Raw genomic sequence first — 20185 nt, 5'->3', positions numbered from 1 at the left:
TAATTAGCATAGATCCAAAAAGACTTTTACAGCCCTGATCCAGACGAATACGGTCTTAACAAATCTACCGTGTTCCAGGGATGAATACCCATGAGTCACCCACCTTCCGATCGCGCCTTGGCCGAGCTCACTCAAGCCCTGGCTGCCAACGCCGAGCGCTATGACCGCAGTGGTCAGTTCCCTCACGACAATTTCACCCTGCTGCACCAATACCGCCTGCTCGGGCTGACCGTACCCAGTGCCCTGGGCGGCGGCGGTGCGGACTTGGCTACCGCGCGGCGGGTGATTGCCGCCGTCGGCAAGGGCGACCCGTCCACTGCGCTGATCCTGGCGATGCAGTATCTGCAACACGTGCGCTTGCAAGAGCAAGGCCGCTGGCCCGAGCACCTGCGCCTGCGGGTGGCTCGCGATGCCGTGGACAACGGCGCGCTGATCAATGCCTTTCGGGTCGAGCCAGACCTGGGCACGCCGACGCGCGGTGGCCTGCCTGCGACCGTGGCGCGGCGCACCGCTGAAGGCTGGCGAGTGTCTGGGCGCAAGATCTACTCCACCGGCAGCCACGGCCTGACCTGGTACCTGGTGTGGGCACGCAGTGACGACAGCGATCCTCTGATCGGCGGCTTCCTGGTGCACAAGGACAGCCCCGGCATCCGCATCATCGATGACTGGGATCACTTGGGCATGCGCGCCACCTGCAGCCATGAAGTGCGCTTCGACGATGTACTGATCCCACTTGATCATGCGGTCAACGTCAGCCCGGCCAGCGCGCCACGCCCGGAGCTCGATGGCGAAGGCCAGCTGTGGATGTCGGTGCTGCTGCCGGCGCTGTACGACGGCGTGGCCCAGGCCGCACGCGACTGGCTGGTGCAGTTCCTGCAATCGCGCACACCCAGCAACCTCGGCGCGCCGCTGGCGAGCCTTGCGCGGTTCCAGGAAGTGCTCGGGCGTATCGACACGCTGCTGTTCGCCAACCGCACCCTGCTCGATTCTGCGGCCGCCGGGCGGGTCGATGCGCGGCAGGCCGGGCAGATCAAGCACCTGGTCAGCAGCAACGCCATCAGCGCGGTCGAACTGGCTATCGAAGCCGCTGGCAATCCCGGGCTGTCCCGGCGTAACCCGCTGCAGCGGCATTATCGCGACGTGCTGTGCAGCCGCATCCACACCCCACAAGACGACGTAGTCCTCGGCCAGGTTGGTCGTGCAGCGCTGGCGCAGGCCAGTGCATAACCCCCTCTAGCGGAGATTGTCATGCGTTCATTGTCTATCGTCACCGATGCCACCCGCTCGGTGCGCCAGCGAGTCAGCAGCCAGGAGTGGGAGGTGCGGGTCAAGCTGGCCGCCGCCTATCGCCTGGCGGCGCTGTTTCGCTGGACCGACCATATCTACACGCACTTCTCGGCCCGCGTGCCAGGCCCGGACGAGCACTTCTTGATCAACGCCTTCGGCCTGCTGTTCGACGAGATCACCGCCTCCAACCTGGTCAAGGTCGACGTCGATGGCAGCATCATCGATGATCCGCTGGGGCTGGGCATCAACCAGGCCGGCTATGTCATTCACAGTGCTATCCACCGCGCTCGCCCGGATCTGAAAGCCGTGCTGCACACCCATACCCGCGATGGTGCGGCGGTGTCGGCACAGCGCCACGGCTTGCTGCCGATTTCCCAGCATGGCTTGGCCTATTACAGCCGCGTGGTCTATCACGACTACGAAGGCGTGGCGCTGGATCTGGACGAGCAGCAACGCTTGGTGGCCAATCTGGGTCAGAGCAACATTCTCATCCTGCGCAATCATGGCCTGCTGACCGGCGGCATCAGCGTCGAGCACGCGTTCCGTGAACTGCACGGGCTGGAACGTGCCTGCAACATCCAGGTGGCGGCGCAGGCGGGCGGCAATGCCGAGTTGCTGCACGCCTCAGCGGCGGCGATTGCCAAGGTGCACGAGCAGTCCAAACGCTTTTCCGATGGGCTTGGAGAAGGCATCCAGCGCCATTGGGATGCACTGATCCGTCAGCTCGATCGCGAAGGGCGCGATTACCAGCAGTGACGGCTCGCCGGTAGGGGCTTGATCGCGGGCAAGGCGGCAGCGGCTTGCCCCGTGCGATGAGGCCTTGAATGATCAGCGCAGCAGCATCTGGATTTGCTCGTGCAGGGTATCCAGATCAAACGGCTTGGCCAGAATCGGTGCCTTGCGCGCGATCGGGCTGCCGGATTCGAGGATCTCCGCCGGATAACCGCTGATGAAGATCACCTTCAGATCCGGTCGCAGCTTCACGGCAGGCTCGGCGATCTGCACCCCAGAAATGCCGCCCGGCAAGCGAAAGTCGGTGACGATCAGATCCAGGTGCGGTTTTCTCGCCAGAATGTCAAACGCCTGCTGGCCATCCTCGGCCACCAGCACGTGGTAGCCCTCACCGGACAGGTAATCACGCAGGATCATCCGAATCGCCGGTTCATCCTCGACCACCAGTACCACGTCTTGTGCATCTTCGCTCATGACAACGCCTTGAAATTCAATAAGTTGGCCATCTGACCCCAGGCTTACGCAGAGGTTGCCTGCGCCTGGTCGGTTTGTTGCGACAGCGCCGGCAGCGGCAGCAGCACGCTGAATGTCGAGCCCTTGCCCTCCTCACTGTCGACCTGAATGCGCCCGCCATGGGCCTGGACGATCTGCTCGGAAATATACAGCCCCAGGCCCAGGCCACCGCTGGCCTGCTGGGCCGCCACCCGCTCGAACTGCTGGAATATCCGCTGCTGGTTGGCGGCGCTGATGCCAATGCCCTGGTCCTGGACTTGCACCCAGGCCATGCCGTCCTGGGCGAACACCCGCACCTTGACCGGTCGTCGTTGCCCGTAGCGCAAGGCATTGGACAACAGGTTGGCCAGCACTTGTTCAATCCGAAATTCATCCCACTCGCCGGCCAGGGCCTGGCACTGCTCCAGCTCGATGCGCGTGTCCAGCGCGCTAGCCTGGGCGCCGAAATTCTCCAGCAGGCCGCGCACCAACTGGGCGAGATCGAACGGTTTGGGCCGCAGCGACAACTTGCCGGTGCGGATGCGCGAGACGTCGAGCATGTCTTCGACCAGGCGGATCAGGCTGTTGATCTGCCGCTCGTCGCGCTCGACCATGGCCTGCAGCTTGTCCTCGCTGAACGCGGCCAGATTACCCCGTGCCAGGTGCATCTTGCGCAGCTGGGCTTCAAGGATCAGGCCGTTGAGCGGGGTGCGCACTTCGTGCGAGACGATCGACATGAAGTCATCGCGCATACGCACCGCGTGCTCCAGCTCGCCGCGGGCCACCTGCAGTTGGCTGAGCAGCAGCTCTTGCTCCTGGCGGCTGCGCTCCAACGCCTGCAATTGGCGATCGAGGACTTTGCGCTGGCGATACAGGTCGACGAACACCGAGACCTTGCTCTTCACCGCCAGGGTATCGAGCGGCTTGTGCAAAAAGTCCACCGCGCCGCTTTCATAGCCTTTGAAGGCGTAGTTCATTTCGCGCCCGGCGGCGCTGACGAAAACGATAGGGATGTTCTTGGTCTTTTCCGTGCCACGCATCAGTTCGGCCAGCTCGAAGCCATTCATGCCCGGCATCTGCACATCGAGAATGGCCAGGGCGAACTCATGTTCGAGCAGCAGCGACAAGGCCTGCTCGGCCGATTGCGCCTGATGCACCTCACGATCCTCGCCGTGGATCAGGGCGTCGAGGGCCAGCAGGTTTTCCGGCAGGTCGTCGACGATCAGCAGTTTGGCGATGATTTGGCTTAGCATGCGCGAGCTTCCAGGGTGGCGAGCAACTGCCCGATACCGCTCAGAGAAAGTATATGGTCTGGGCTGTGCAGGGCCAGCGCGGCCTCCGGCATCAGCGCGACCTGTGCATCTTCTGGGTCCTGGACCACCGTCCGGCCTCCGCATTGTTTGATGTAGGCAAGGCCCTGGGCGCCGTCTTCGTTGGCACCGGTCAGGAGCACGCCAAGTAGCCCCGCGCGGTAGGCATCAGCCGCGGAGGTGAACAGAAAATCGATCGCCGGGCGGGAGAAATGCACCGGCGCCTCCTGGCTCAGCGACAGGCTGAAATCGCCCTCCACCGACAGGTGATAACTGGGGCCGGCGACGTAGATCAGCCCCGGCTCGATCGTCGCCTTGTCTAGCGCCTCACGCACCGGGCGGCCAATCTTGCGCTGCAGCACTTCGGCCAACTGGCTGTGGCGATCGTCGGGCAGGTGCAGCACGCACAGCACCGGGATGGCAAAGCCCTGTGGCAACCCGCCGAGCACTTTGAACAGCGCAGCGACACCGCCGGCCGAGGCGCCGATGACTACCGCATCGACGCCGTTCATGATTTGCGAAAGATCCGTTCAGGCTTGACCAACGCCTCGAAACGGTCGCTGTAGGCGGAGAAGTCTACCGACTCTTTGCTTCCGAGCAGCAAAAAGCCGCGGTGACACAACGATTCGTGAAACAGGCCCAAGGCGCGATCCTGCAGGTCCTTGTTGAAATAGATCAGCACATTGCGGCACGACACCAGCTGGGTTTCGGAAAACACGCTGTCGGTGGCCAGGCTGTGGTCAGCGAAGGTGACGTTGTCGCGCAGGCTGCTGTCCATGATGGCGTTGCCGTAGGCGGCGGTGTAGTACTCATTGAAGTCGCGCCGCCCGCCCGCCTTGCGGTAGTTTTCTTCGTAACCGTGCATGCTCTGCATCGAGTAGATGCCCTGCTTGGCTTTTTCCAGCGAGTGCGGATTGATGTCGGTGGCATAGAGGATGGTGCGCTCCAGCAGCCCTTCCTCGCGCAGCAGGATGGCCATGGAGTAGACCTCCTCGCCCGTGCTGCAGCCGGCGATCCAGATCTTGATCGAGGGCCAGGTGCGCAGCAGCGGCACCACTTCCTCACGCAAGGCAAGGAAATGGCCGGGATCGCGAAACATCTCGCTGACCGGAATGGTCAGGAACTGCAGCAACTGCATGAACATGCCGGGGTCGTGCAGCACCCGCTCTTGCAGCGCCGACACCGTGCGACAGTCGAACTGGCGCAGGGCGTGAAGGATCCGACGCTTGATCGAAGCGCCGGAGTAATTGCGAAAATCGTAGCTGTACTTGAGGTAGATCGCCTCGATCAGCAGCCGGATCTCGATGTCGGTGTTGCGCTCGCTAGTCAAATTCGCTCCAGTTGCGGCAGCCAGACGCGGATCAGGGAGAACAGTCGGTCCAGATCGATCGGTTTGGCCAGGTAGTCATTGGCGCCTGCTTGCAGGCAGCGCTGCTGGTCGTCCTTCATCGCCTTGGCGGTCACGGCGATGATCGGCAGTTTGCGCCAGCGCGGTTGCTGGCGGATCAGCCGGGTCGCCTCGTAGCCGTCCATCTCCGGCATCATCACATCCATCAGCACCAGGTCGATGTCGTCGTGCTTGTCCAATTGCTCGAGCGCTTCGCGCCCGTTGCGGCCAATCTCGACGATGGCGCCCTTGTGCTCCAGGGCGCTGGTCAGGGCGAAGATATTCCGTACATCGTCATCGACCAGGAGGATCTTGCGCCCCTCGAACACCTTGTCGCGGCTGCGCGCCGTCTTGAGCATGCGCTGGCGCTCGTTGGACAGCTGCGATTCGACCTTGTGCAAGAACAGCGTGACCTCATCGAGCAGACGCTCAGGTGAGCGTGCGCCTTTGATGATGATCGAGCGCGAGTACTTGAGCAGGTCGGTCTCTTCTTCCCGGGTGAGGTTGCGCCCGGTGTAGACGATCACTGGCGGGAAGCTGCGGATATCTTCGGCGGTCATGCGCTTGAGCAGCTCGTTGCCGAGCATGTCTGGCAGCTTCAGGTCGATGATCATGCAGTCATAGATGTTCTCGCGCAGCAGCTCAAGGGCGTCCTGGGCCATGGCCACGGCGGTGATCTCGATATCGTCGTCGCCGATCAGGCGGGCAATGCTCTCGCGTTGCAGGTCGTCGTCTTCGACCAGCAGGATGTGCTTGAGTTTCTGCGTCAGCTTGGCTTCCAGGCGGGCGAAGACTTCCTTGAGCTGCTCGCGGCTGGTGGGCTTGACTGCATAGCCGACTGCGCCCATGTGCATGGCCGCTTCGATGCGGTCTTCGACCGAAATGATGTGCACCGGGATGTGGCGGGTGCTGGCTTGTTCCTTCAGACGCTGCAGCACGGTAAGCCCGGAGTGATCGGGCAGGCGCATGTCCAGCAGGATCGCGTCCGGCAAGTACTGCGCGGCGAGCTGGAAGCCTTCGTCGGCGCCCTGGGCGGCCAGGCAGCTGTAGCCCAGCTCATGAGCCAGGTCGAACAGGATGCGGGCAAAATTCGGCTCGTCTTCGATCACCAGGATGCAGCGATTGCTAAAGGGCGCAAGCTCACGATCGTCGGTAAAGCTATGCCGAGCCACCGGCGCCGGCGCCGCCACCTGTGGCACCGGCGGCAGTTGATCCACGGCCGGACGCAGGGTTTGCACTTCGACCTGCTCAGCGGCCGATTCATAGCGCTCGGGCAGGATCAGGCTGAACACGCTGCCTTGGCCGGGGCTACTGTCGACACTGATCTGGCCACCGAGCAGGTGCGCCAAGTCGCGCGAGATCGACAGGCCCAGGCCCGTGCCGCCATAGCGGCGGTTGCTGGTGCCGTCGACCTGGTGGAAGGCGCCGAAGATCGCTTGCTGTTGATCGGCAGCAATGCCAATGCCGCTGTCGCGTACGGCGAACACAATGCCTAGTCCGGCCTGCTGGCTGATGGTCATGCTGACTTGGCCGCGCTCGGTGAACTTGATGGCGTTGGACAGCAGGTTCTTGAGAATCTGCTCCAGGCGCTGGCGGTCGGTGAACAGGGTCGCCGGCAACGGATGCTCGAGTTGCACCTGGAAGTCCAGGCCCTTGTCGGCTGCCAGCGGCTGGAACATGCCGCGCAGGCCCTCGACCAGACGCTCGACCTGAGTGGTCTCGGGGCGCACTTCGAGTTTGCCGGCCTCGACCTTGGCGATGTCGAGGATGTCATTGATCAGGTTGAGCAGGTCGTTGCCGGCCGAATAGATCGAATCGGCAAACTTGACCTGCTCCTCGCTGAGGTTGCCTTCGCCATTCTCAGCCAACAGCTTGGCCAGGATCAGCGAGCTGTTGAGCGGCGTGCGCAGCTCATGCGACATGTTGGCGAGGAACTCGGACTTGTACTTGCTCGAGCGCTGCAGGTCTTCGGCGCGCGCTTGCAGCTCTTGCTGGGCCTGGTTGAGCTCGCTGTTCTTGCGATCCAGGGCGTCGGTGCGCTCGGACAGTTGCTCGTTGGTCTGTTCAAGCTCGGCTTGCTGGGTTTCCAGATGCGCCTGGGACTCCTTGAGCACTCGCGATTGTTCTTCCAATTCTTCGTTGGCGGTCTTGAGTTCCTCCTGCTGGACCTGCAACTCTTCATTGAGCTGCTGCGTCTCGGCCAGCACTTCTTGCAGGCGCTGGCGATAGCGGGCGCTCTCGATCGACATGCCGACGTTTTCCGCGACCCGCTCCAGCATCTCCTGGTCGCGCTCGCTGAGCGGACGCAGGAAGCCCAGTTCGAGCACGCCGTTGATCTGCCCATCATCGCGGCTGGGCATCAACAGCGCGCTGCGCGGCAAGCCGCTGCCAAGCCCTGAACTGAGATGGAAATAGTCTTCGGGCAGTTGCTCCAGGCGCACGATGCGCGCCTGGCGTACAGCTTCACCCAGCAGGCCGTCATGCGAGCCGAGGTTCTGGGTGCGGGCCTGCTCTTCGGCGTTAAGGCCATAACTGGCCACCCGCAGCAGTTGGCCATGCTCGTCACGCACATACAGAGCGCCCACCACACTGCCCAGATAAGTGGCGAAGAAGCGCAGGATGTTTTCCCCGAGCATGGGCAGGGTCAGCTGGCCCAGCACCTGTTCGGCCAGCTGCGTCTGGCCGTTGCGCAACCAGGCCTGGTGTTCCAGGCGCTCAGCCGAGCGCTGCTGGGCTTGCAGGTTCTCGGTATAGCTATCAGACAGCGCCAACAGATCACGACGGCCCAGGTAGGCCAACAAGCCGCTCAAGGCAACGATGAACAGCACGAACGCGCTTATGGCGGTCACGGTGACAGTGTTGACCGTTTCGTTACGCGCCTGGCGCAGCTGCTGTTCAGCTGCAACCAAGGCGTCGAATTCTTTACGAATTTCGTCGGTGATACGCTTGCCGCGACCATTACCAAGGGCCAGTTGGTAGTCGCCCTGGGTGCGACGCAGGACAATCATCTCATGGCCAAAATCATTCCAGGCTCTTTGCAGGGCGATCAGCCGATTGACCCGCTCAACCTGGGTCGGGTTGTCCGCGACCATGTCGCGCAGGCTTTCCAGGCTGCTGAAGATCCGCGGTTTAGCCACCTCATAAGGATCGAGGAAGCGTTCATCACCGGTGATCAGAAAACCGCGCATGCCGGTTTCCATATCGATCGACAGCTTGACCGTTTCATTGGCATTGCCGATCACCCGGTCGGTGTGCTCGACCCACTGCATGGCCGAGAGCAGGTAGTTGATCACCGCGACGAAAGCCACGGCGCCTAACAGGCCCACCCCCAAAGGCAAGCCGATGTTGCGGCTCAACAGCTTGCGAAAGCTTTGCTGGTCCATCGAGGCTGCTTGAATCATCTGAAAACGCCCGAGCGAAAAAAGTCCGTTGAATACATGTGGCGGAAACACCCTTGGTAGCGTGGTGCCCGCTGCTGCGCTGACTGGTTCAAGCGCAAAGTCTAACCAGCTTTGCCGCATCTGGCAGGGGCATTTAGCCAGTATTTGAGAACAGCGTGCGTCAATCGTTCCATCGAATTACCAGCAACGTTATGCTGGGGAACTTCTGCCACTGCTCTGGGCACAGAGTAGAGACACTTCTTTTGTACAGGATCCCGATCAATGCACCTTCTGGTAGTCGAAGACGACGACATCGTTCGCATGCTGATGGTCGAAGTGCTCGACGAGCTGGGCTATACGGCCATCGAAGCGGACACCGCCACCGCTGCCCTGCGGATTCTCGAGAACCCCGACCAGCCCCTGGACCTGCTGATGACCGACGTTGGCTTGCCGGACATGCGCGGCGAAGAGCTGGCGGGCAAAGCGCGGGAAATCCGCCCGTTGCTGCCGGTGTTGTTTGCCAGCGGCTATGCCGACAGCTTCAACGTGCCTGAGGGCATGCACATGATCGGTAAGCCTTTTAGCATCGATCAGCTACGCGACAAGGTGGTAGGGATTCTCGGCGCACCCTAAGCGTGCGATCTGGGTGATGACTGTGTAGCCGCGCAGTTACTCGCGATCAGGCCGCAACAGGCAAAATCCCTCTAGATTATCCGGCGCAACAAGTAGGTATCCATGATCCACCCCTTGCGCCGGCGAGCCTGCGCTCGCACCTGCACGATCCTCGCCTTGACCTCCTGCAGCGGCCCGGCGATCAGCATCTCATCCGCCGTCCCTAAATACGCGCCCCAGTAAATGTGCAGCTGTGGATCGTCCAATCCGGCGAACGCGCACTGACCATCGAGCATCACCACCACATTGTCGATTCGCCCCTGTTCGACCAGGCGCCGACCAGGCAACACCGTCAGTGGCTCGCCAATGCGATTGAGGGGGATCTGGTGGCGCGCGGCAAGGGCCTGGACACTGCTGATGCCTGGGATCACCTGCAGCTCAAGCAGCACACCCTGTTCACGCACCAGGTCAAGGATGCGCAGGGTGCTGTCATACAAACCAGGCTCTCCCCAAAGCAGGAAGGCGCCGACATCACCGGGCCGCAACTGCTCGTCGAGCAAACGCGCATACAGTGCCGCGCGCTGCTGGTGCCAGTCGCGCACGGCGCCGACGTAATCGGCCGCCTGGCCATCGCGCAGCGGGTCTTCGACCTGCACCAGGCGGTAGCCGCCCTGCGGCCGGTAACGCTCAAGGATGGCCTTGCGCAGGTGCAGCAAGTCGTCTTTGTCGGTGCCCTTGTCGAGCACGAAGAACACCGTGGCACGCTTGAGTGCATCCACAGCCTCGTAGGTGACCTGGCGTGGATCGCCAGGCCCGATGCCGATCAGTAACAGCTGCTTCATCGCTCTGCCCGTCTGGGAACCTGCGGCCATTGTCGCGCTGGCTACAGGGCTTTGGCAAAGCGACTTACAGGATCGAGAAGTTGTAGCTGACAATGACCCGGGTTTCGTCCATGTCGCGTGCCCACTTCTCATAGTTGCTACGATAGGTGGAGTTACGCAGGCGCACGCTGACGTCCTTGAAAGTGCCGCTCTGCACTTGATACTTGAGCTCGGTGTCGCGCTCCCATTCCTTGCCCTCGTCGCGGCTGCCCGGGACCTTGATATGGTCGCCGTTGATGTAGCGGGTGAAGAAGCTCAAGCCCGGCACGCCCAGCGCCTTGAAGTCATAGTCATAGCGCAGCTGCCAGGAGCGCTCCTGGGCGGCAGCGAAGTCGTTGACCTGGGCGTAGTTGACCAGGTACGGGTTGCTGCCATCGAGGTAAGGCATGGCACTTTCGCCATACATGCGCTGCCAGCCTGCGCTGACTTTGTGGCCACCCAGGCTGTAGCCGAGCATGCCGCTGAAGGCACGATGATCGATCTCGCCGGCGCGAGCGTTACCGATGTCGTCACTCTTGATCAGGCGCAGGTCGGCCGACAGGCTACCCATCGCCAGCGGCTGGCTGGCAACCACACCGAGGAAGTGCTGGCGGTAGATGTTTTCAAGCTTGGCCACCTGGTATTGCGCGCTCAGGCGGTCGTTGAAGCGATAGTCCAGGCCCGCCAGGTCAAAGTGATCGGCTTCGATATCGCAGGCATAGCGCTTGTTCTTGCAATGAACGCGAATGTCCTGGCGATCGGTGGAGTCCCGCGCGGTGTACTGGTTCAAGCGCGCCAGGGTGAACTTAAGGTCATGCACTTCTTCGGAGGTAAGCAACGCACCATGGAACAGGGTCGGCAGCAAACGGCCGTCGTTGTACTTGAGTAACGGCACATCCGGCATCATCGAACCGTACTTGAGTACAGTGTTGGAAACTTTCACCTTGCCGGCCACACCGAGCTTTGCGTATTGGTCGGCAGAGCGGCGTGGGTCATGCCCGCTGGAGGGAAGCAAACCACTGTTACTGTCGGCCGGGCTTGAATCGAGCTTGAAGCCGAGCATGCCCAGCGCATCTACACCAAAACCGATCGGCCCTTGGGTATAACCAGACTGCACATTGAGAATAAAGCCTTGGGCCCACTCTTCGCGCTTGGACGCGCCTTGGCTGGAACTGCTGTGGCCGTCACGAAAATCCCGGTTGAAATAGACATTGCGGGCTTCAAGCTTGGCCGTGGTGTCTTCAACAAAACCGGCGGCCTGGGCATTGACACCGGCACACAGCAAGAACAGGCCGGCAACACGACGCCCGGGGGCGAGTGGGAGGGGGGCAAACATGCGAGGGAACATCCAAAAAGAAAGGCGAAAACAAATCCGCCGCCGTCAATGGCCGCGGTACTGCAGCACAGCCGAAGACATATCGACCAGCATCTTGAATGTTCACCCAAAGCCTCTGGCGCGGGCAATTGGACCATGGTCTAAACAACTGGCGGTTGGCACCCGTAGACGTTATAAATTGCCGTTCGAAAAACTAAATTAGTTCCAGATCAATTGATTGAAAGTTTACGGTTTACCCACTAGCCAGCGACTACTACACTCGACCACAGCGAACAGCTGTACCCACCCACGTGGCCGGCGTTTAACGCGTCTTCAATGTTCGTCACGCCCTTGCCACAGTTGAATTACAGGAGTGATGACAGTGTCCAGACTTGCAGAGTTTCGTGCTGCCGAAAAAGCCCTCCAGGAACAGATTGCCCAACTGGAAGCGCTGAAAAAGGATGCCGGCCTCAAACGCGAAATCGAATTCGAGCAGAAACTACTCGGGCTGATGAAAAGCTATGACAAGGGCCTGCGCGATATCGTTGCCATCCTCGACCCTAAAGCCGGCAGCAAGGTGGCTTCCAAGACGCCGGGCGCGGCGCCCAAACAGCAGCGTCGACCCCGGGTAGTGAAAGTCTACGAGAACCCGCACACCGGAGAACTCATCGAGACCAAAGGTGGCAATCACCGGGGCCTTAAAGCCTGGAAAGAGGAGTATGGCGCCAAGACGGTAGAAAGTTGGTTGCGCCCATGAAACGTGCACATACACTTCACACTTTTTTCACAGCGCCTGGCGCACTATCGAACCAGCTAAAGGATTAGCGACCCCATCTGCGCCCGCACACGCGGGCCTCTAATTCAAGCGCCCTGCCCTCGTGCAGGGCGCTTTCATTTTGCGCAATCGCTTCAGTCCCGTATCATGGCCGGCCTGTCTTTACCGCTGGCGCCCCAGGATACAAAGCCTAGGGCCCGGCCCCGTCTCTGGAGCCCCCATGAGCCTGAACGATCTGAACACCCTGCCTGGCGTTACCGCTCAGCCGGACACCGCCACCGCTCAATTCGTCTTCAACCACACCATGCTGCGGGTCAAGGACATCGAGAAGTCGCTGGACTTCTACACCCGCGTCCTGGGTTTTCGCTTGGTAGACAAGCGCGACTTCCCCGAAGCACAGTTCAGCCTGTACTTCCTGGCCCTGGTCGACCCGGCGCAGATCCCTGCCGATGACGCGGCCCGCCACCAGTGGATGAAGTCGATCCCAGGCGTACTGGAGTTGACCCACAACCACGGCACCGAGAACGATCCTGAGTTCGCGTACCACAACGGCAACAGCGATCCACGTGGTTTCGGCCATATCTGCATCTCGGTGCCAGACGTCGTGGCCGCCTGCGCGCGCTTCGAAGCGCTCGACGTGCCGTTCCAGAAACGCCTGGCCGATGGCCGCATGAACCACCTGGCGTTCATCAAGGACCCGGATGGCTACTGGGTCGAAGTGATCCAGCCAACCGAGCTGTAAGCACGCCGCCCGCCGGGGCGCGCTCGTCGGGCCGGGAACTACCGGCCCCTTGCTGTGGTATATGGAAGTAACCGCTTCCACACCACAGCGAGGTAAGGACGATGCAAACCCTTCACTGTGAATACCGCGACCACACCATCACCGCCAGCGTCATGGCCCACCCTGGGTCACCCCTGCCCTATGCCGCTGGATGCCTGATTACCGACCCTGAAGGCCACACCAGCAGGCGCTTGGCGCTTCCGCTGAAAATGGCCCTGCTGTCTGATCTGAACAACGCCCAGCATGCGTCTCTGGCCCACGGCAAGTGGCTGGTGGATCAGAAGCTCGATGGTGATAGACGAACGCTCTGATATCGCCCACTAGTTGGGGCCGCTTCGCGGCCCTTCGCGGCGGTTCGAGTATTCAGGTAGCGCGCGCGTATTCGATGGCGGATTCGACCTGCTCAGCTGTCGGCCTGACCCCGGTATACAGCACGAACTGCTCCAGCGCCTGCAAGGCAATCACCTCAAGCCCGGTAATCACCGGCTTACCTAGCGCTTGCGCCTTGCGCACCAGCGGCGTGAGCGCAGGCATCGCGACCACATCGAACACTCGCTCGGCTGCGGCAATGGCCGTTTCAGCAAACGCCAGCTGCTTGGCCTCAGCCCCGCCAGCCATGCCGATTGGCGTCACGTTGACCAACATGGGCGGCGCCAGATCACCCAGCTCGGCCTGCCAGCGATAACCGCAGACATCCGCCAGCTGCCGCCCAGCCTGCTCATTGCGGGCAACGATGAGCCCCTCGCGAAAACCGGCATCACGCAAGGCGCTGGCCACGGCCTTGGCCATTCCACCACTGCCACGCAAGGCAAAAGCTGTCGCCGGGTCCACCTGATGCTGCTCAAGCAGCTGGCGCACTGCCAGGTAGTCGGTGTTGTAGGCCTTCAAATGGCCGTTGCTGTTGACCAGGGTGTTGACCGATTCGATGGCCTGCGCCGACGGATCGATCTCGTCGACCAAGGCCATGCACGCTTCCTTGTACGGCATCGACACCCCACAGCCGCGGATCCCCAGAGCGCGGATCCCAGCCACCGCAGCGGGCAGGTCTTGGGTGGTCATGGCCTTGTAGTAGTAATCCAGCCCCAACTGCTGGTAGAGGTGATTGTGAAAGCGCACACCAAAGGTGCCGGGGCGGCCGGCCAGGGAAATGCACAGTACGGTGTCTCTGCTAGGGGTCATCGCCAGGGTTACTCCTTGACCGTCACTGAATCGATTACGCAGCCTAGCAGACAGCGCCACCGGCGCGCCTCAGTTCATCGCAGGGCCAGACATAGGCTCAGCGCAGGCTTACAGGAACGGGCTTGCCCCACAATGAGCCGCAAACCAACACCCGCCAAGCAAAAGATCAGACGACGAACGGCGTCTGAAGAACCGATCCAGCATGAAGCTTTTTTCATTTCATGGCCGGCTCTGAGCGAGCAATCGACAGCACTTCGACCATACTCCACAATGCAACGGTTTTTTGGGGGAAACCCTTGCACAGCCAACGACATACCAACTTTTAGTGAGCCTCAACGTGAAAACTTCCCTGTCCATCCTCAGCCTGCTGCTGTTGCTCACAGGAACTGCGACCCTTCCGTCGACCGCTGCTGCACAACCCCCGGCCCAGGTTCAACGCGACCCTTCGAAACTGCACCTGGCCTCTGGCAGCGCCCTGCTGATCGACCTGAACACCAATAAGGAGTTGTATTCGAGCCACGCTGATCGCGTGGTCCCCATCGCTTCGGTCACCAAGCTGATGACCGCGATGGTGGTGCTCGATGCCAAGCAGCCCATGGACGAAATGCTCAGCATGACCATCGCCAACAACCCGGAGATGAAGGGCGTCTATTCCCGCGTTCGCTTGGGCAGCCAGCTCGATCGCCGCGAGACCTTGCTGATCACCTTGATGTCGTCGGAAAACCGCGCCGCCAACAGCCTGGCCAACCATTACCCAGGCGGCTACAACGCGTTCATCAAGGCCATGAACGCTAAGGCCCGCAGCTTGGGGATGAGCCACACCCGGTATGTCGAGCCCACCGGCCTGTCGACCTTGAACGTCTCCACTGCACGGGACCTGGCCAAGTTGCTGATGGCTTCGCGCAAATATCCACAGTTGAGCGAGCTGTCGACCACCCGCGAAAAAACCGTAGCGTTCCGCAAGCCCAACTACACCCTGGGCTTTCGTAACACCGACCATCTGGTCAACAAGAGCAATTGGGATATCAAGCTGACCAAGACCGGCTTTACCAATGAAGCCGGGCATTGCCTGGTGCTGCTGACCAAGATGGACAACCGGCCGGTCGCGATGGTGATTCTCGATGCATTCGGCAAGTACACCCACTTTGCCGATGCCAGCCGCATGCGCCAGTGGCTGGAGACCGGCGCCGCCAAACCGGCACCTGCGGTGGCCATGCAGTACAAGGCTGAGCGGCGCAATCGCGTGGCGGCGGACTGAGCCTGTCGCGCACCCTGTGCACACGGGCCGCGCGGCGGCCCGATCGGCTGTCACGCCTGAGTATTGACCATACCGCCCGCGCTGCTGCCGCCGGTCTTGTTCAGTGCCTCGAGCAACTGCGCGGTAGCGGCCATGATCTGGCCATTGAGCGTGGCGATACTGGCCTGCTTGGCGGTCACGGCCGCCAACTTGACGGTATCGTCCGTGTTCTGCGCCATCAGATCAGCCAGTTGCTTCTGTTCCTCGGCCATCTGCTTTTGCAGCTGCTTGATCATCTCGCGCAACTGCTTGATGTGCGCCGGCTCACTGCTCTCTTCACTGGCACCTGCTGCCGGCGCCTGGCCGCCACCGGCGACTTTGCCCAGGTCTGCCTGGGCGGTTGCGCCCGCTTTCTCACCCTGCTCGGCCTCGCTTACCTGAGCGGTTTTCGCCGCGGCATCAAGCGAAGCATTACTGTTGATGGTAACTGCAGTAATTCCAACCATGTTCTTAACCTGCCTTGAGGGGGTCCTTGCGTTGACTCACTTATCGGCCGGGCGGTGCAGTTCTTGAGGGCGCAAGCCCATCCTGGCAACAGTCGCCGGTTAAATTCCCTGAAAGCTGGCTCGTTCCCACTGTGTATCAGGCGCAGGAGCCGGACCCCGGCAGGCGTCCACATTCGAACTTTAGGGAATCGCAGCCATGAGCCAGACCCCAGAAACAATCAAAGACCTGATCGGCGTGGGTTTCGGCCCTTCCAACCTGGCGCTGGCCATCGCCCTGGAAGAGCTTGCCCAAAGCCAAGGCCACGCGCTCGATGCGCTGTTCATCGACAAGCAACACGATTACCGCTGGCACGGTGACACCCTGGCCACCCAAAGCGAGCTGCAGATCTCCTTCCTCAAGGACCTGGTCTCGCTGCGCAACCCCACCAGCCCCTACAGCTTCGTCAACTACCTGCACCAGAAGCAGCGTCTGGCCGACTTCATCAACCTGGGCACTTTCTACCCCTGCCGCCTCGAGTACAACGACTACCTGCGCTGGGCAGCCGAGCACTTTGCGGCCCAAGCGGTGTACGGCGAACAGGTGTTGCGTATCGAGCCTGAAGTGACCGGTGGGCGAGTCGAACACCTGCGCCTGGTGTCGCGTGATGCCAATGGCCGCGAGCATAGCCGGCGCACCCGCTCGGTGGTAATCGGCAGCGGCGGCACGCCGAAGATCCCCGAGAAGTTCACCGCGTTCAAGGACGACCCGCGGGTCTTTCACCACTCCAAGTACCTCAGCAGCCTGGCCAAACTGCCTTGCACCGAGGGCAAGCCAATGCGCATCGCAGTGATCGGCTCCGGGCAGAGCGCCGCCGAAGCCTTCATCGACCTCAATGACAGCTACCCCTCGGTCAAGGTCGACATGATCCTGCGCGCCACCGCTTTGAAGCCCGCCGATGACAGCCCGTTCGTCAACGAGATCTTCGCCCCCGACTACACCGACCTGGTCTATAACGAACCGGCCGAGCAACGCAGCAAACTGATCGGCGAATACCACAACACCAACTACTCGGTGGTCGACCTGGATCTGATCGATCGCATCTACGGCATCCTCTATCGGCAGAAGGTTTCCCACCAGTTCCGGCATAACGTGCTATGCCGACGCAATGTCGAAGCGGTCGTGGCGACGCGCGATGGCATCGAGTTGACTTTGCGTGACCTGGCTACCGGCCATCAGCAGACCCACCGCTACGATGCGGTCATCCTCGCCACCGGCTATGAGCGTCGCTCGCACCGCGAGTTGCTGGCGCCGCTGGAAGGCTATCTGGATGACTTCAGCGCCGACCGCAACTACCGCCTGCTGGCAAGCCCGGACCTGCAAGCGTCGGTCTACCTGCAAGGCTTCTGCGAGACCACCCACGGCCTGAGCGACACCCTGCTCTCGGTGTTGCCGGCAAGGGCCGCAGAAATCGGCCAGGCGCTGTACAAGGATCTGGCCCGACAAGGCAATGCACAACCGCTAGCCGCCCTGACCGGTGCCTGAACCGCCCTGACGCTGGGCCTCAAGCCGGCATGTCGCCTCAACGCGCATGCCGGCTTGCGCTTTCTGAAACATTTGCTTGCATTTAAAAAGGCAGGATTTTGATTCTCATTCGTCCTTAATAATGCAGCCTTACAGGTTGAGCATGCGCTCGACCCTCATTTTCAGAAGATGACCGATGGCCCAATCAACCAAAACTAAGAAGTCCAAGTCCAAGCTGTGGTTTCTGGTGCACAGTTGGCTCGCCCTGCCGATCTGGTTCTTTGTCCTGATCGTGTGCTTCACCGGCATGCTCGCGGTGGTCAGCCAGGAGATCGTCTGGCTGGCCAACCCGGACGTGCGCGCCAGCAAGCCTAGTGACGACGCCCAGCGCTTGAGCTTCCAGCAGATTCTCGATGCCATGCACAAGGCCGAGCCGGAGATGGCCGTGCGCAGGCTGGTGCAGCCTGACGGCTCGCACTTTGCCTTGACCGCCAATGTCACCAACCCTGATGGCACCACACCGACGCTGTATGTGAACCCTTATACCGGTGCTATCCAGGGCAAGGTGCCCGACTTCAACTTCGAGGCGTTCACTCGCGCGTTGCATGGCTGGTGGCTGGTGCCCTTCACCAACGGCTTTAGCTGGGGCTGGTATCTGGTATCGCTGCTCGGGCTGCCGATGCTGGCATCCTTGGTAACGGGGCTGGTGGTCTACAAGAAGTTCTGGAAAGGCTTTTTCAAGCCGCTGCGCACCGGCCACGGTTCGCGCATCTTTTGGGGTGATGTGCACCGCCTGGCGGGGGTCTGGTCAATCTGGTTTATTGCGGTCATTTCGATTACCGGTATCTGGTTCCTGATCCAGGCGATCCTGTCTGACAATCACATCACCATTTCCACCGAGCCGGTGGTGCCAGTGATTTCCCGCGAAGATGTGCCGCAGACCGCTGATGGCAGCCCGGCGCCACGCATTGACCTGGATGAGGCTGCGCGCATTGCAACCACCGCCATCCCAGGCCTGGATATCAGCTTTATCATGATGCCCGCAACGTCCTATAGCCATGTCAGCATGGGCGGTCGCGGCTGGTATCCGCTGATGTACCAGACCGCGGCGGTCAACCCCTACACGCGTACCGTCGACAGTAAGTTCCTGCTCGAGGACCGCTCGACCCTGGAGTTCGTCACCGAATCGATGCGCCCGCTGCACACCGGCGACTTTGGCGGCCTGGCCATCAAGCTGGTCTGGTTCTTCTTCGGCCTGGTCCTGACCTTGATGGTCCTCAGCGGCCTGCTGATCTGGACCAAGCGCACCGCCCAGGCGACCGCCGCCGCCCTCAAGCGCAGCGAACGTGCACCTGCCTCACGTAAAGCACGCGTTGAAACCCCTGTGGAGGTCCAGCCATGAGCAAGGCCCAAGCCCTGCCCGCAAGCCCGTTGAAGCAATTTTGGCTGAAGTGGCGCTTTCACCTGAACATCCTGCTGATCCTGATTCCGCTGGGCTTTATGCCCAAGTACTTTGCCGATGCGGCGATGTTCCGGGGCGACAGCGGCCTGGGGGCCAATCAGCAAAGCGCCATCCAGGTCGGCCCGTACACCCTGGATCTGGCCGAAATGCGCGATGAAGCCCCCAGGGCAGACGGTCCGGCAGGCTATTTCAAACTGTTCAACGCAGCGCTGTGCAAAGCCTGCCTCAAGGACGTCAAGGCGGTTTACCTGCGCATAGGCAAGCCGCGCAGCCTGCGCGCTGCGGGCACCATCTTCTTTGGCGCACCGTACCGCATGGCGACCTCACTGCCGGTGCCCCCGCGCACCAAACCTGATGCGCAGATCTGGATCACCATCGAAGGCTGGGACGGCAGCATGCACCAGGCGCCGGTGGCGCTGGCCAAAGCATCGCCGGCCACTGTGGCCTGGCTCGAAAAACAAGGAGGCAAGAAATGAAACACCTGATGCGCAGGCTGGCCCTGCCCCTGCTGCTCGTCGCTGCCGCTCCTGCCCTGGCGCACAACCCGATGTGCGAATGCGAGCCGGTCGGCAGCGACCAGATCAAATGCACCGGCGGTTTCTCCGATGGCAGCGGCGCACCGGGTGTGACCTTGGATGTCATCGGCTATGACGAGCAGGTGCTGGTCGGCAGCAAACTGGGCGATGACTCGACCCTGACCTTCAAGCGCCCCGACGGCGAGTTCTACGTGCTGTTCGATGCCGGCCCGGGCCATGTGGTTGAAGTCGACTATGCCGATATAGGCGAGCCATGAGCCGCGCCCAGGTCATCCGCCCGGCCGGTGCCGGGCATGAAACGCTGTATGTGCTGCTGAGCGCATTGTTGATCGTGCTGCTGGCGGCCACCGTGGTCGGGCTGCGCGGCGAACGCGAGGACGAGGTCAGCATCGCCAGCCACCAGATCGATGCCCGCCGCGACCTGAATGCCGCCGAACAAGGTGTTTTCACAGACCTGTGGGTAGCGTTTGACGAGATCCAGATGCTGCGTGAAGAAAACGCTGCAGCGCCAGCGGTCGCCGCGCTCGCCGAAGAGGGCCTGCCGCCCTTCGTCAACGATGCCAGCAGCGACAGCCGTGGCCGTCATCAGTGGCAGTGGCTTGCCGCCGGCGCCTACCTGGGAAGCAGCCAGGACGCCAAGGTGGCCGGCAGCTTCCTGCTGATCCTGCCCGCTCAAGCCGATGGCCAGGCCGACGTCTGGCTGCGCCGCGACAGCGCAGCGCTGGTACCGGACGATCTGGGCCAGGAGGCACTGATCGCCGCCGGCTGGCAGCAAATCGTCAGCCACTACGACGCCGGGGTCACCCGCCAACACCGTCACTGAATCCAAGGAC

The 20185-nt window shown here is 61.6% G+C and carries 21 protein-coding genes; 12 read left to right on the top strand and 9 right to left on the bottom strand.

The window, feature by feature from the left end:
- Nucleotides 1-90: 90 nt before the first annotated feature.
- Together ACF8K2_RS09160 and ACF8K2_RS09155 are read left to right on the top strand one after the other, a co-directional pair.
- Nucleotides 91-1227 carry an acyl-CoA dehydrogenase family protein gene (locus ACF8K2_RS09160; RefSeq protein WP_392464451.1) on the top strand — a complete coding sequence of 379 codons (1137 nt, stop codon included), beginning with the start codon at nt 91-93 and terminating at the stop codon, nt 1225-1227.
- A gap of 21 nt (nt 1228-1248) precedes the next feature.
- Nucleotides 1249-2043 (top strand): class II aldolase/adducin family protein, encoded by a 795-nt coding sequence (locus ACF8K2_RS09155; protein ID WP_186553502.1) that lies wholly within the window; start codon nt 1249-1251, stop codon nt 2041-2043.
- Nucleotides 2044-2115: 72 nt separating this feature from the next.
- Here ACF8K2_RS09155 and ACF8K2_RS09150 read toward each other — a convergent pair whose 3' ends face one another.
- The 5 genes from ACF8K2_RS09150 to ACF8K2_RS09130 are packed head-to-tail and all read right to left on the bottom strand — an operon-like array spanning nt 2116 to nt 8609.
- A complete protein-coding gene (locus tag ACF8K2_RS09150; RefSeq protein ID WP_186553503.1) occupies nt 2116-2493 on the bottom strand; it encodes a response regulator in 378 nt (125 codons plus the stop codon).
- 44 nt (nt 2494-2537) lie between these two features.
- Nucleotides 2538-3764, bottom strand: coding sequence for an ATP-binding protein (locus ACF8K2_RS09145; RefSeq protein WP_392464448.1), 1227 nt, complete (start codon nt 3762-3764; stop codon nt 2538-2540).
- Entirely contained in the window at nt 3758-4333 is a 576-nt protein-coding gene (locus tag ACF8K2_RS09140) for a chemotaxis protein CheB (RefSeq protein ID WP_312155066.1), read from the bottom strand. The genes ACF8K2_RS09145 and ACF8K2_RS09140 overlap by 7 nt, the downstream gene beginning before the upstream one ends.
- A complete protein-coding gene (locus ACF8K2_RS09135) occupies nt 4330-5151 on the bottom strand; it encodes a protein-glutamate O-methyltransferase CheR (protein WP_186553506.1) in 822 nt (273 codons plus the stop codon). Before ACF8K2_RS09135 ends, ACF8K2_RS09140 begins: the two co-directional genes overlap by 4 nt.
- Entirely contained in the window at nt 5148-8609 is a 3462-nt protein-coding gene (locus ACF8K2_RS09130; RefSeq protein WP_392464445.1) for a response regulator, read from the bottom strand. The genes ACF8K2_RS09135 and ACF8K2_RS09130 overlap by 4 nt, the downstream gene beginning before the upstream one ends.
- 261 nt (nt 8610-8870) lie before the next feature.
- Here ACF8K2_RS09130 and ACF8K2_RS09125 point away from each other — a divergent pair, with 261 nt between their 5' ends.
- A complete protein-coding gene (locus tag ACF8K2_RS09125) occupies nt 8871-9221 on the top strand; it encodes a response regulator (protein ID WP_186553508.1) in 351 nt (116 codons plus the stop codon).
- 71 nt (nt 9222-9292) lie between these two features.
- Here the strand turns inward: ACF8K2_RS09125 and cobF are convergent, their stop codons facing one another.
- Both cobF and ACF8K2_RS09115 read right to left on the bottom strand, forming a co-directional pair.
- Nucleotides 9293-10042, bottom strand: coding sequence for a precorrin-6A synthase (deacetylating) (cobF, locus tag ACF8K2_RS09120; RefSeq protein ID WP_392464444.1), 750 nt, complete (start codon nt 10040-10042; stop codon nt 9293-9295).
- Between the two features lie 64 nt (nt 10043-10106).
- On the bottom strand, nt 10107-11396 hold the full coding sequence (locus ACF8K2_RS09115) for an OprD family porin (protein WP_392464442.1): 1290 nt from the start codon (nt 11394-11396) through the stop codon (nt 10107-10109).
- A gap of 361 nt (nt 11397-11757) precedes the next feature.
- On the opposite strand from ACF8K2_RS09115, the gene ACF8K2_RS09110 reads away from it, so the two are divergent.
- From ACF8K2_RS09110 to ACF8K2_RS09100, 3 genes are all read left to right on the top strand, one after another.
- Nucleotides 11758-12132 carry a histone-like nucleoid-structuring protein, MvaT/MvaU family gene (locus tag ACF8K2_RS09110; RefSeq protein ID WP_186553511.1) on the top strand — a complete coding sequence of 125 codons (375 nt, stop codon included), beginning with the start codon at nt 11758-11760 and terminating at the stop codon, nt 12130-12132.
- A gap of 238 nt (nt 12133-12370) precedes the next feature.
- On the top strand, nt 12371-12892 hold the full coding sequence (gene gloA / locus ACF8K2_RS09105; RefSeq protein WP_186553512.1) for a lactoylglutathione lyase: 522 nt from the start codon (nt 12371-12373) through the stop codon (nt 12890-12892).
- 101 nt (nt 12893-12993) lie between these two features.
- Nucleotides 12994-13242 carry a hypothetical protein gene (locus ACF8K2_RS09100; protein ID WP_264234388.1) on the top strand — a complete coding sequence of 83 codons (249 nt, stop codon included), beginning with the start codon at nt 12994-12996 and terminating at the stop codon, nt 13240-13242.
- Between the two features lie 52 nt (nt 13243-13294).
- Here the strand turns inward: ACF8K2_RS09100 and ACF8K2_RS09095 are convergent, their stop codons facing one another.
- Nucleotides 13295-14116 (bottom strand): shikimate 5-dehydrogenase, encoded by an 822-nt coding sequence (locus tag ACF8K2_RS09095; protein ID WP_392464499.1) that lies wholly within the window; start codon nt 14114-14116, stop codon nt 13295-13297.
- Between the two features lie 331 nt (nt 14117-14447).
- Between ACF8K2_RS09095 and pbpG the strand changes: the two genes are divergently transcribed.
- Complete coding sequence (gene pbpG, locus ACF8K2_RS09090) at nt 14448-15368, top strand: D-alanyl-D-alanine endopeptidase (protein WP_186553514.1); 921 nt, start codon at nt 14448-14450, stop codon at nt 15366-15368.
- 50 nt (nt 15369-15418) lie between these two features.
- On the opposite strand, the gene ACF8K2_RS09085 is transcribed toward pbpG, so the two are convergent.
- Nucleotides 15419-15853: a hypothetical protein gene (locus tag ACF8K2_RS09085; protein ID WP_392464440.1), complete on the bottom strand. Its 435-nt coding sequence runs from the start codon at nt 15851-15853 to the stop codon at nt 15419-15421.
- A gap of 196 nt (nt 15854-16049) precedes the next feature.
- Here ACF8K2_RS09085 and ACF8K2_RS09080 point away from each other — a divergent pair, with 196 nt between their 5' ends.
- From ACF8K2_RS09080 to ACF8K2_RS09060, 5 genes are all read left to right on the top strand, one after another.
- Nucleotides 16050-17375, top strand: a complete 1326-nt coding sequence (locus ACF8K2_RS09080) for a lysine N(6)-hydroxylase/L-ornithine N(5)-oxygenase family protein (protein ID WP_186553516.1) — start codon at nt 16050-16052, stop codon at nt 17373-17375.
- Nucleotides 17376-17550: 175 nt separating this feature from the next.
- Nucleotides 17551-18756, top strand: coding sequence for a PepSY domain-containing protein (locus ACF8K2_RS09075; protein WP_186553517.1), 1206 nt, complete (start codon nt 17551-17553; stop codon nt 18754-18756).
- Nucleotides 18753-19292 (top strand): thiamine pyrophosphate-binding protein, encoded by a 540-nt coding sequence (locus ACF8K2_RS09070; protein WP_186553518.1) that lies wholly within the window; start codon nt 18753-18755, stop codon nt 19290-19292. The genes ACF8K2_RS09075 and ACF8K2_RS09070 overlap by 4 nt, the downstream gene beginning before the upstream one ends.
- Nucleotides 19289-19609 (top strand): hypothetical protein, encoded by a 321-nt coding sequence (locus ACF8K2_RS09065; RefSeq protein WP_186553519.1) that lies wholly within the window; start codon nt 19289-19291, stop codon nt 19607-19609. The genes ACF8K2_RS09070 and ACF8K2_RS09065 overlap by 4 nt, the downstream gene beginning before the upstream one ends.
- Nucleotides 19606-20175, top strand: a complete 570-nt coding sequence (locus tag ACF8K2_RS09060; RefSeq protein WP_392464438.1) for a DUF6162 family protein — start codon at nt 19606-19608, stop codon at nt 20173-20175. The genes ACF8K2_RS09065 and ACF8K2_RS09060 overlap by 4 nt, the downstream gene beginning before the upstream one ends.
- Nucleotides 20176-20185: the final 10 nt, after the last annotated feature.

This window comes from Pseudomonas sp. xss_2 (assembly GCF_043104195.1).
Taxonomy (GTDB): Bacteria; Pseudomonadota; Gammaproteobacteria; order Pseudomonadales; family Pseudomonadaceae; genus Aquipseudomonas; species Aquipseudomonas urmiensis.
This window is presented reverse-complemented; position numbering and strand designations above follow the sequence as displayed.

Bases quoted from the DNA above. Each gene is read 5' to 3' on its own strand.
- ACF8K2_RS09160 (WP_392464451.1), top strand. From the start codon at position 91: ATGAGTCACCCACCTTCCGATCGCGCCTTGGCCGAGCTCACTCAAGCC.
- ACF8K2_RS09155 (WP_186553502.1), top strand. From the start codon at position 1,249: ATGCGTTCATTGTCTATCGTCACCGATGCCACCCGCTCGGTGCGCCAG.
- ACF8K2_RS09150 (WP_186553503.1), bottom strand. From the start codon at position 2,493: ATGAGCGAAGATGCACAAGACGTGGTACTGGTGGTCGAGGATGAACCG.
- ACF8K2_RS09145 (WP_392464448.1), bottom strand. From the start codon at position 3,764: ATGCTAAGCCAAATCATCGCCAAACTGCTGATCGTCGACGACCTGCCG.
- ACF8K2_RS09140 (WP_312155066.1), bottom strand. From the start codon at position 4,333: ATGAACGGCGTCGATGCGGTAGTCATCGGCGCCTCGGCCGGCGGTGTC.
- ACF8K2_RS09130 (WP_392464445.1), bottom strand. From the start codon at position 8,609: ATGATTCAAGCAGCCTCGATGGACCAGCAAAGCTTTCGCAAGCTGTTG.
- ACF8K2_RS09125 (WP_186553508.1), top strand. From the start codon at position 8,871: ATGCACCTTCTGGTAGTCGAAGACGACGACATCGTTCGCATGCTGATG.
- cobF (WP_392464444.1), bottom strand. From the start codon at position 10,042: ATGAAGCAGCTGTTACTGATCGGCATCGGGCCTGGCGATCCACGCCAG.
- ACF8K2_RS09115 (WP_392464442.1), bottom strand. From the start codon at position 11,396: ATGTTTGCCCCCCTCCCACTCGCCCCCGGGCGTCGTGTTGCCGGCCTG.
- gloA (WP_186553512.1), top strand. From the start codon at position 12,371: ATGAGCCTGAACGATCTGAACACCCTGCCTGGCGTTACCGCTCAGCCG.
- ACF8K2_RS09100 (WP_264234388.1), top strand. From the start codon at position 12,994: ATGCAAACCCTTCACTGTGAATACCGCGACCACACCATCACCGCCAGC.
- ACF8K2_RS09085 (WP_392464440.1), bottom strand. From the start codon at position 15,853: ATGGTTGGAATTACTGCAGTTACCATCAACAGTAATGCTTCGCTTGAT.
- ACF8K2_RS09080 (WP_186553516.1), top strand. From the start codon at position 16,050: ATGAGCCAGACCCCAGAAACAATCAAAGACCTGATCGGCGTGGGTTTC.
- ACF8K2_RS09075 (WP_186553517.1), top strand. From the start codon at position 17,551: ATGGCCCAATCAACCAAAACTAAGAAGTCCAAGTCCAAGCTGTGGTTT.
- ACF8K2_RS09070 (WP_186553518.1), top strand. From the start codon at position 18,753: ATGAGCAAGGCCCAAGCCCTGCCCGCAAGCCCGTTGAAGCAATTTTGG.
- ACF8K2_RS09065 (WP_186553519.1), top strand. From the start codon at position 19,289: ATGAAACACCTGATGCGCAGGCTGGCCCTGCCCCTGCTGCTCGTCGCT.
- ACF8K2_RS09060 (WP_392464438.1), top strand. From the start codon at position 19,606: ATGAGCCGCGCCCAGGTCATCCGCCCGGCCGGTGCCGGGCATGAAACG.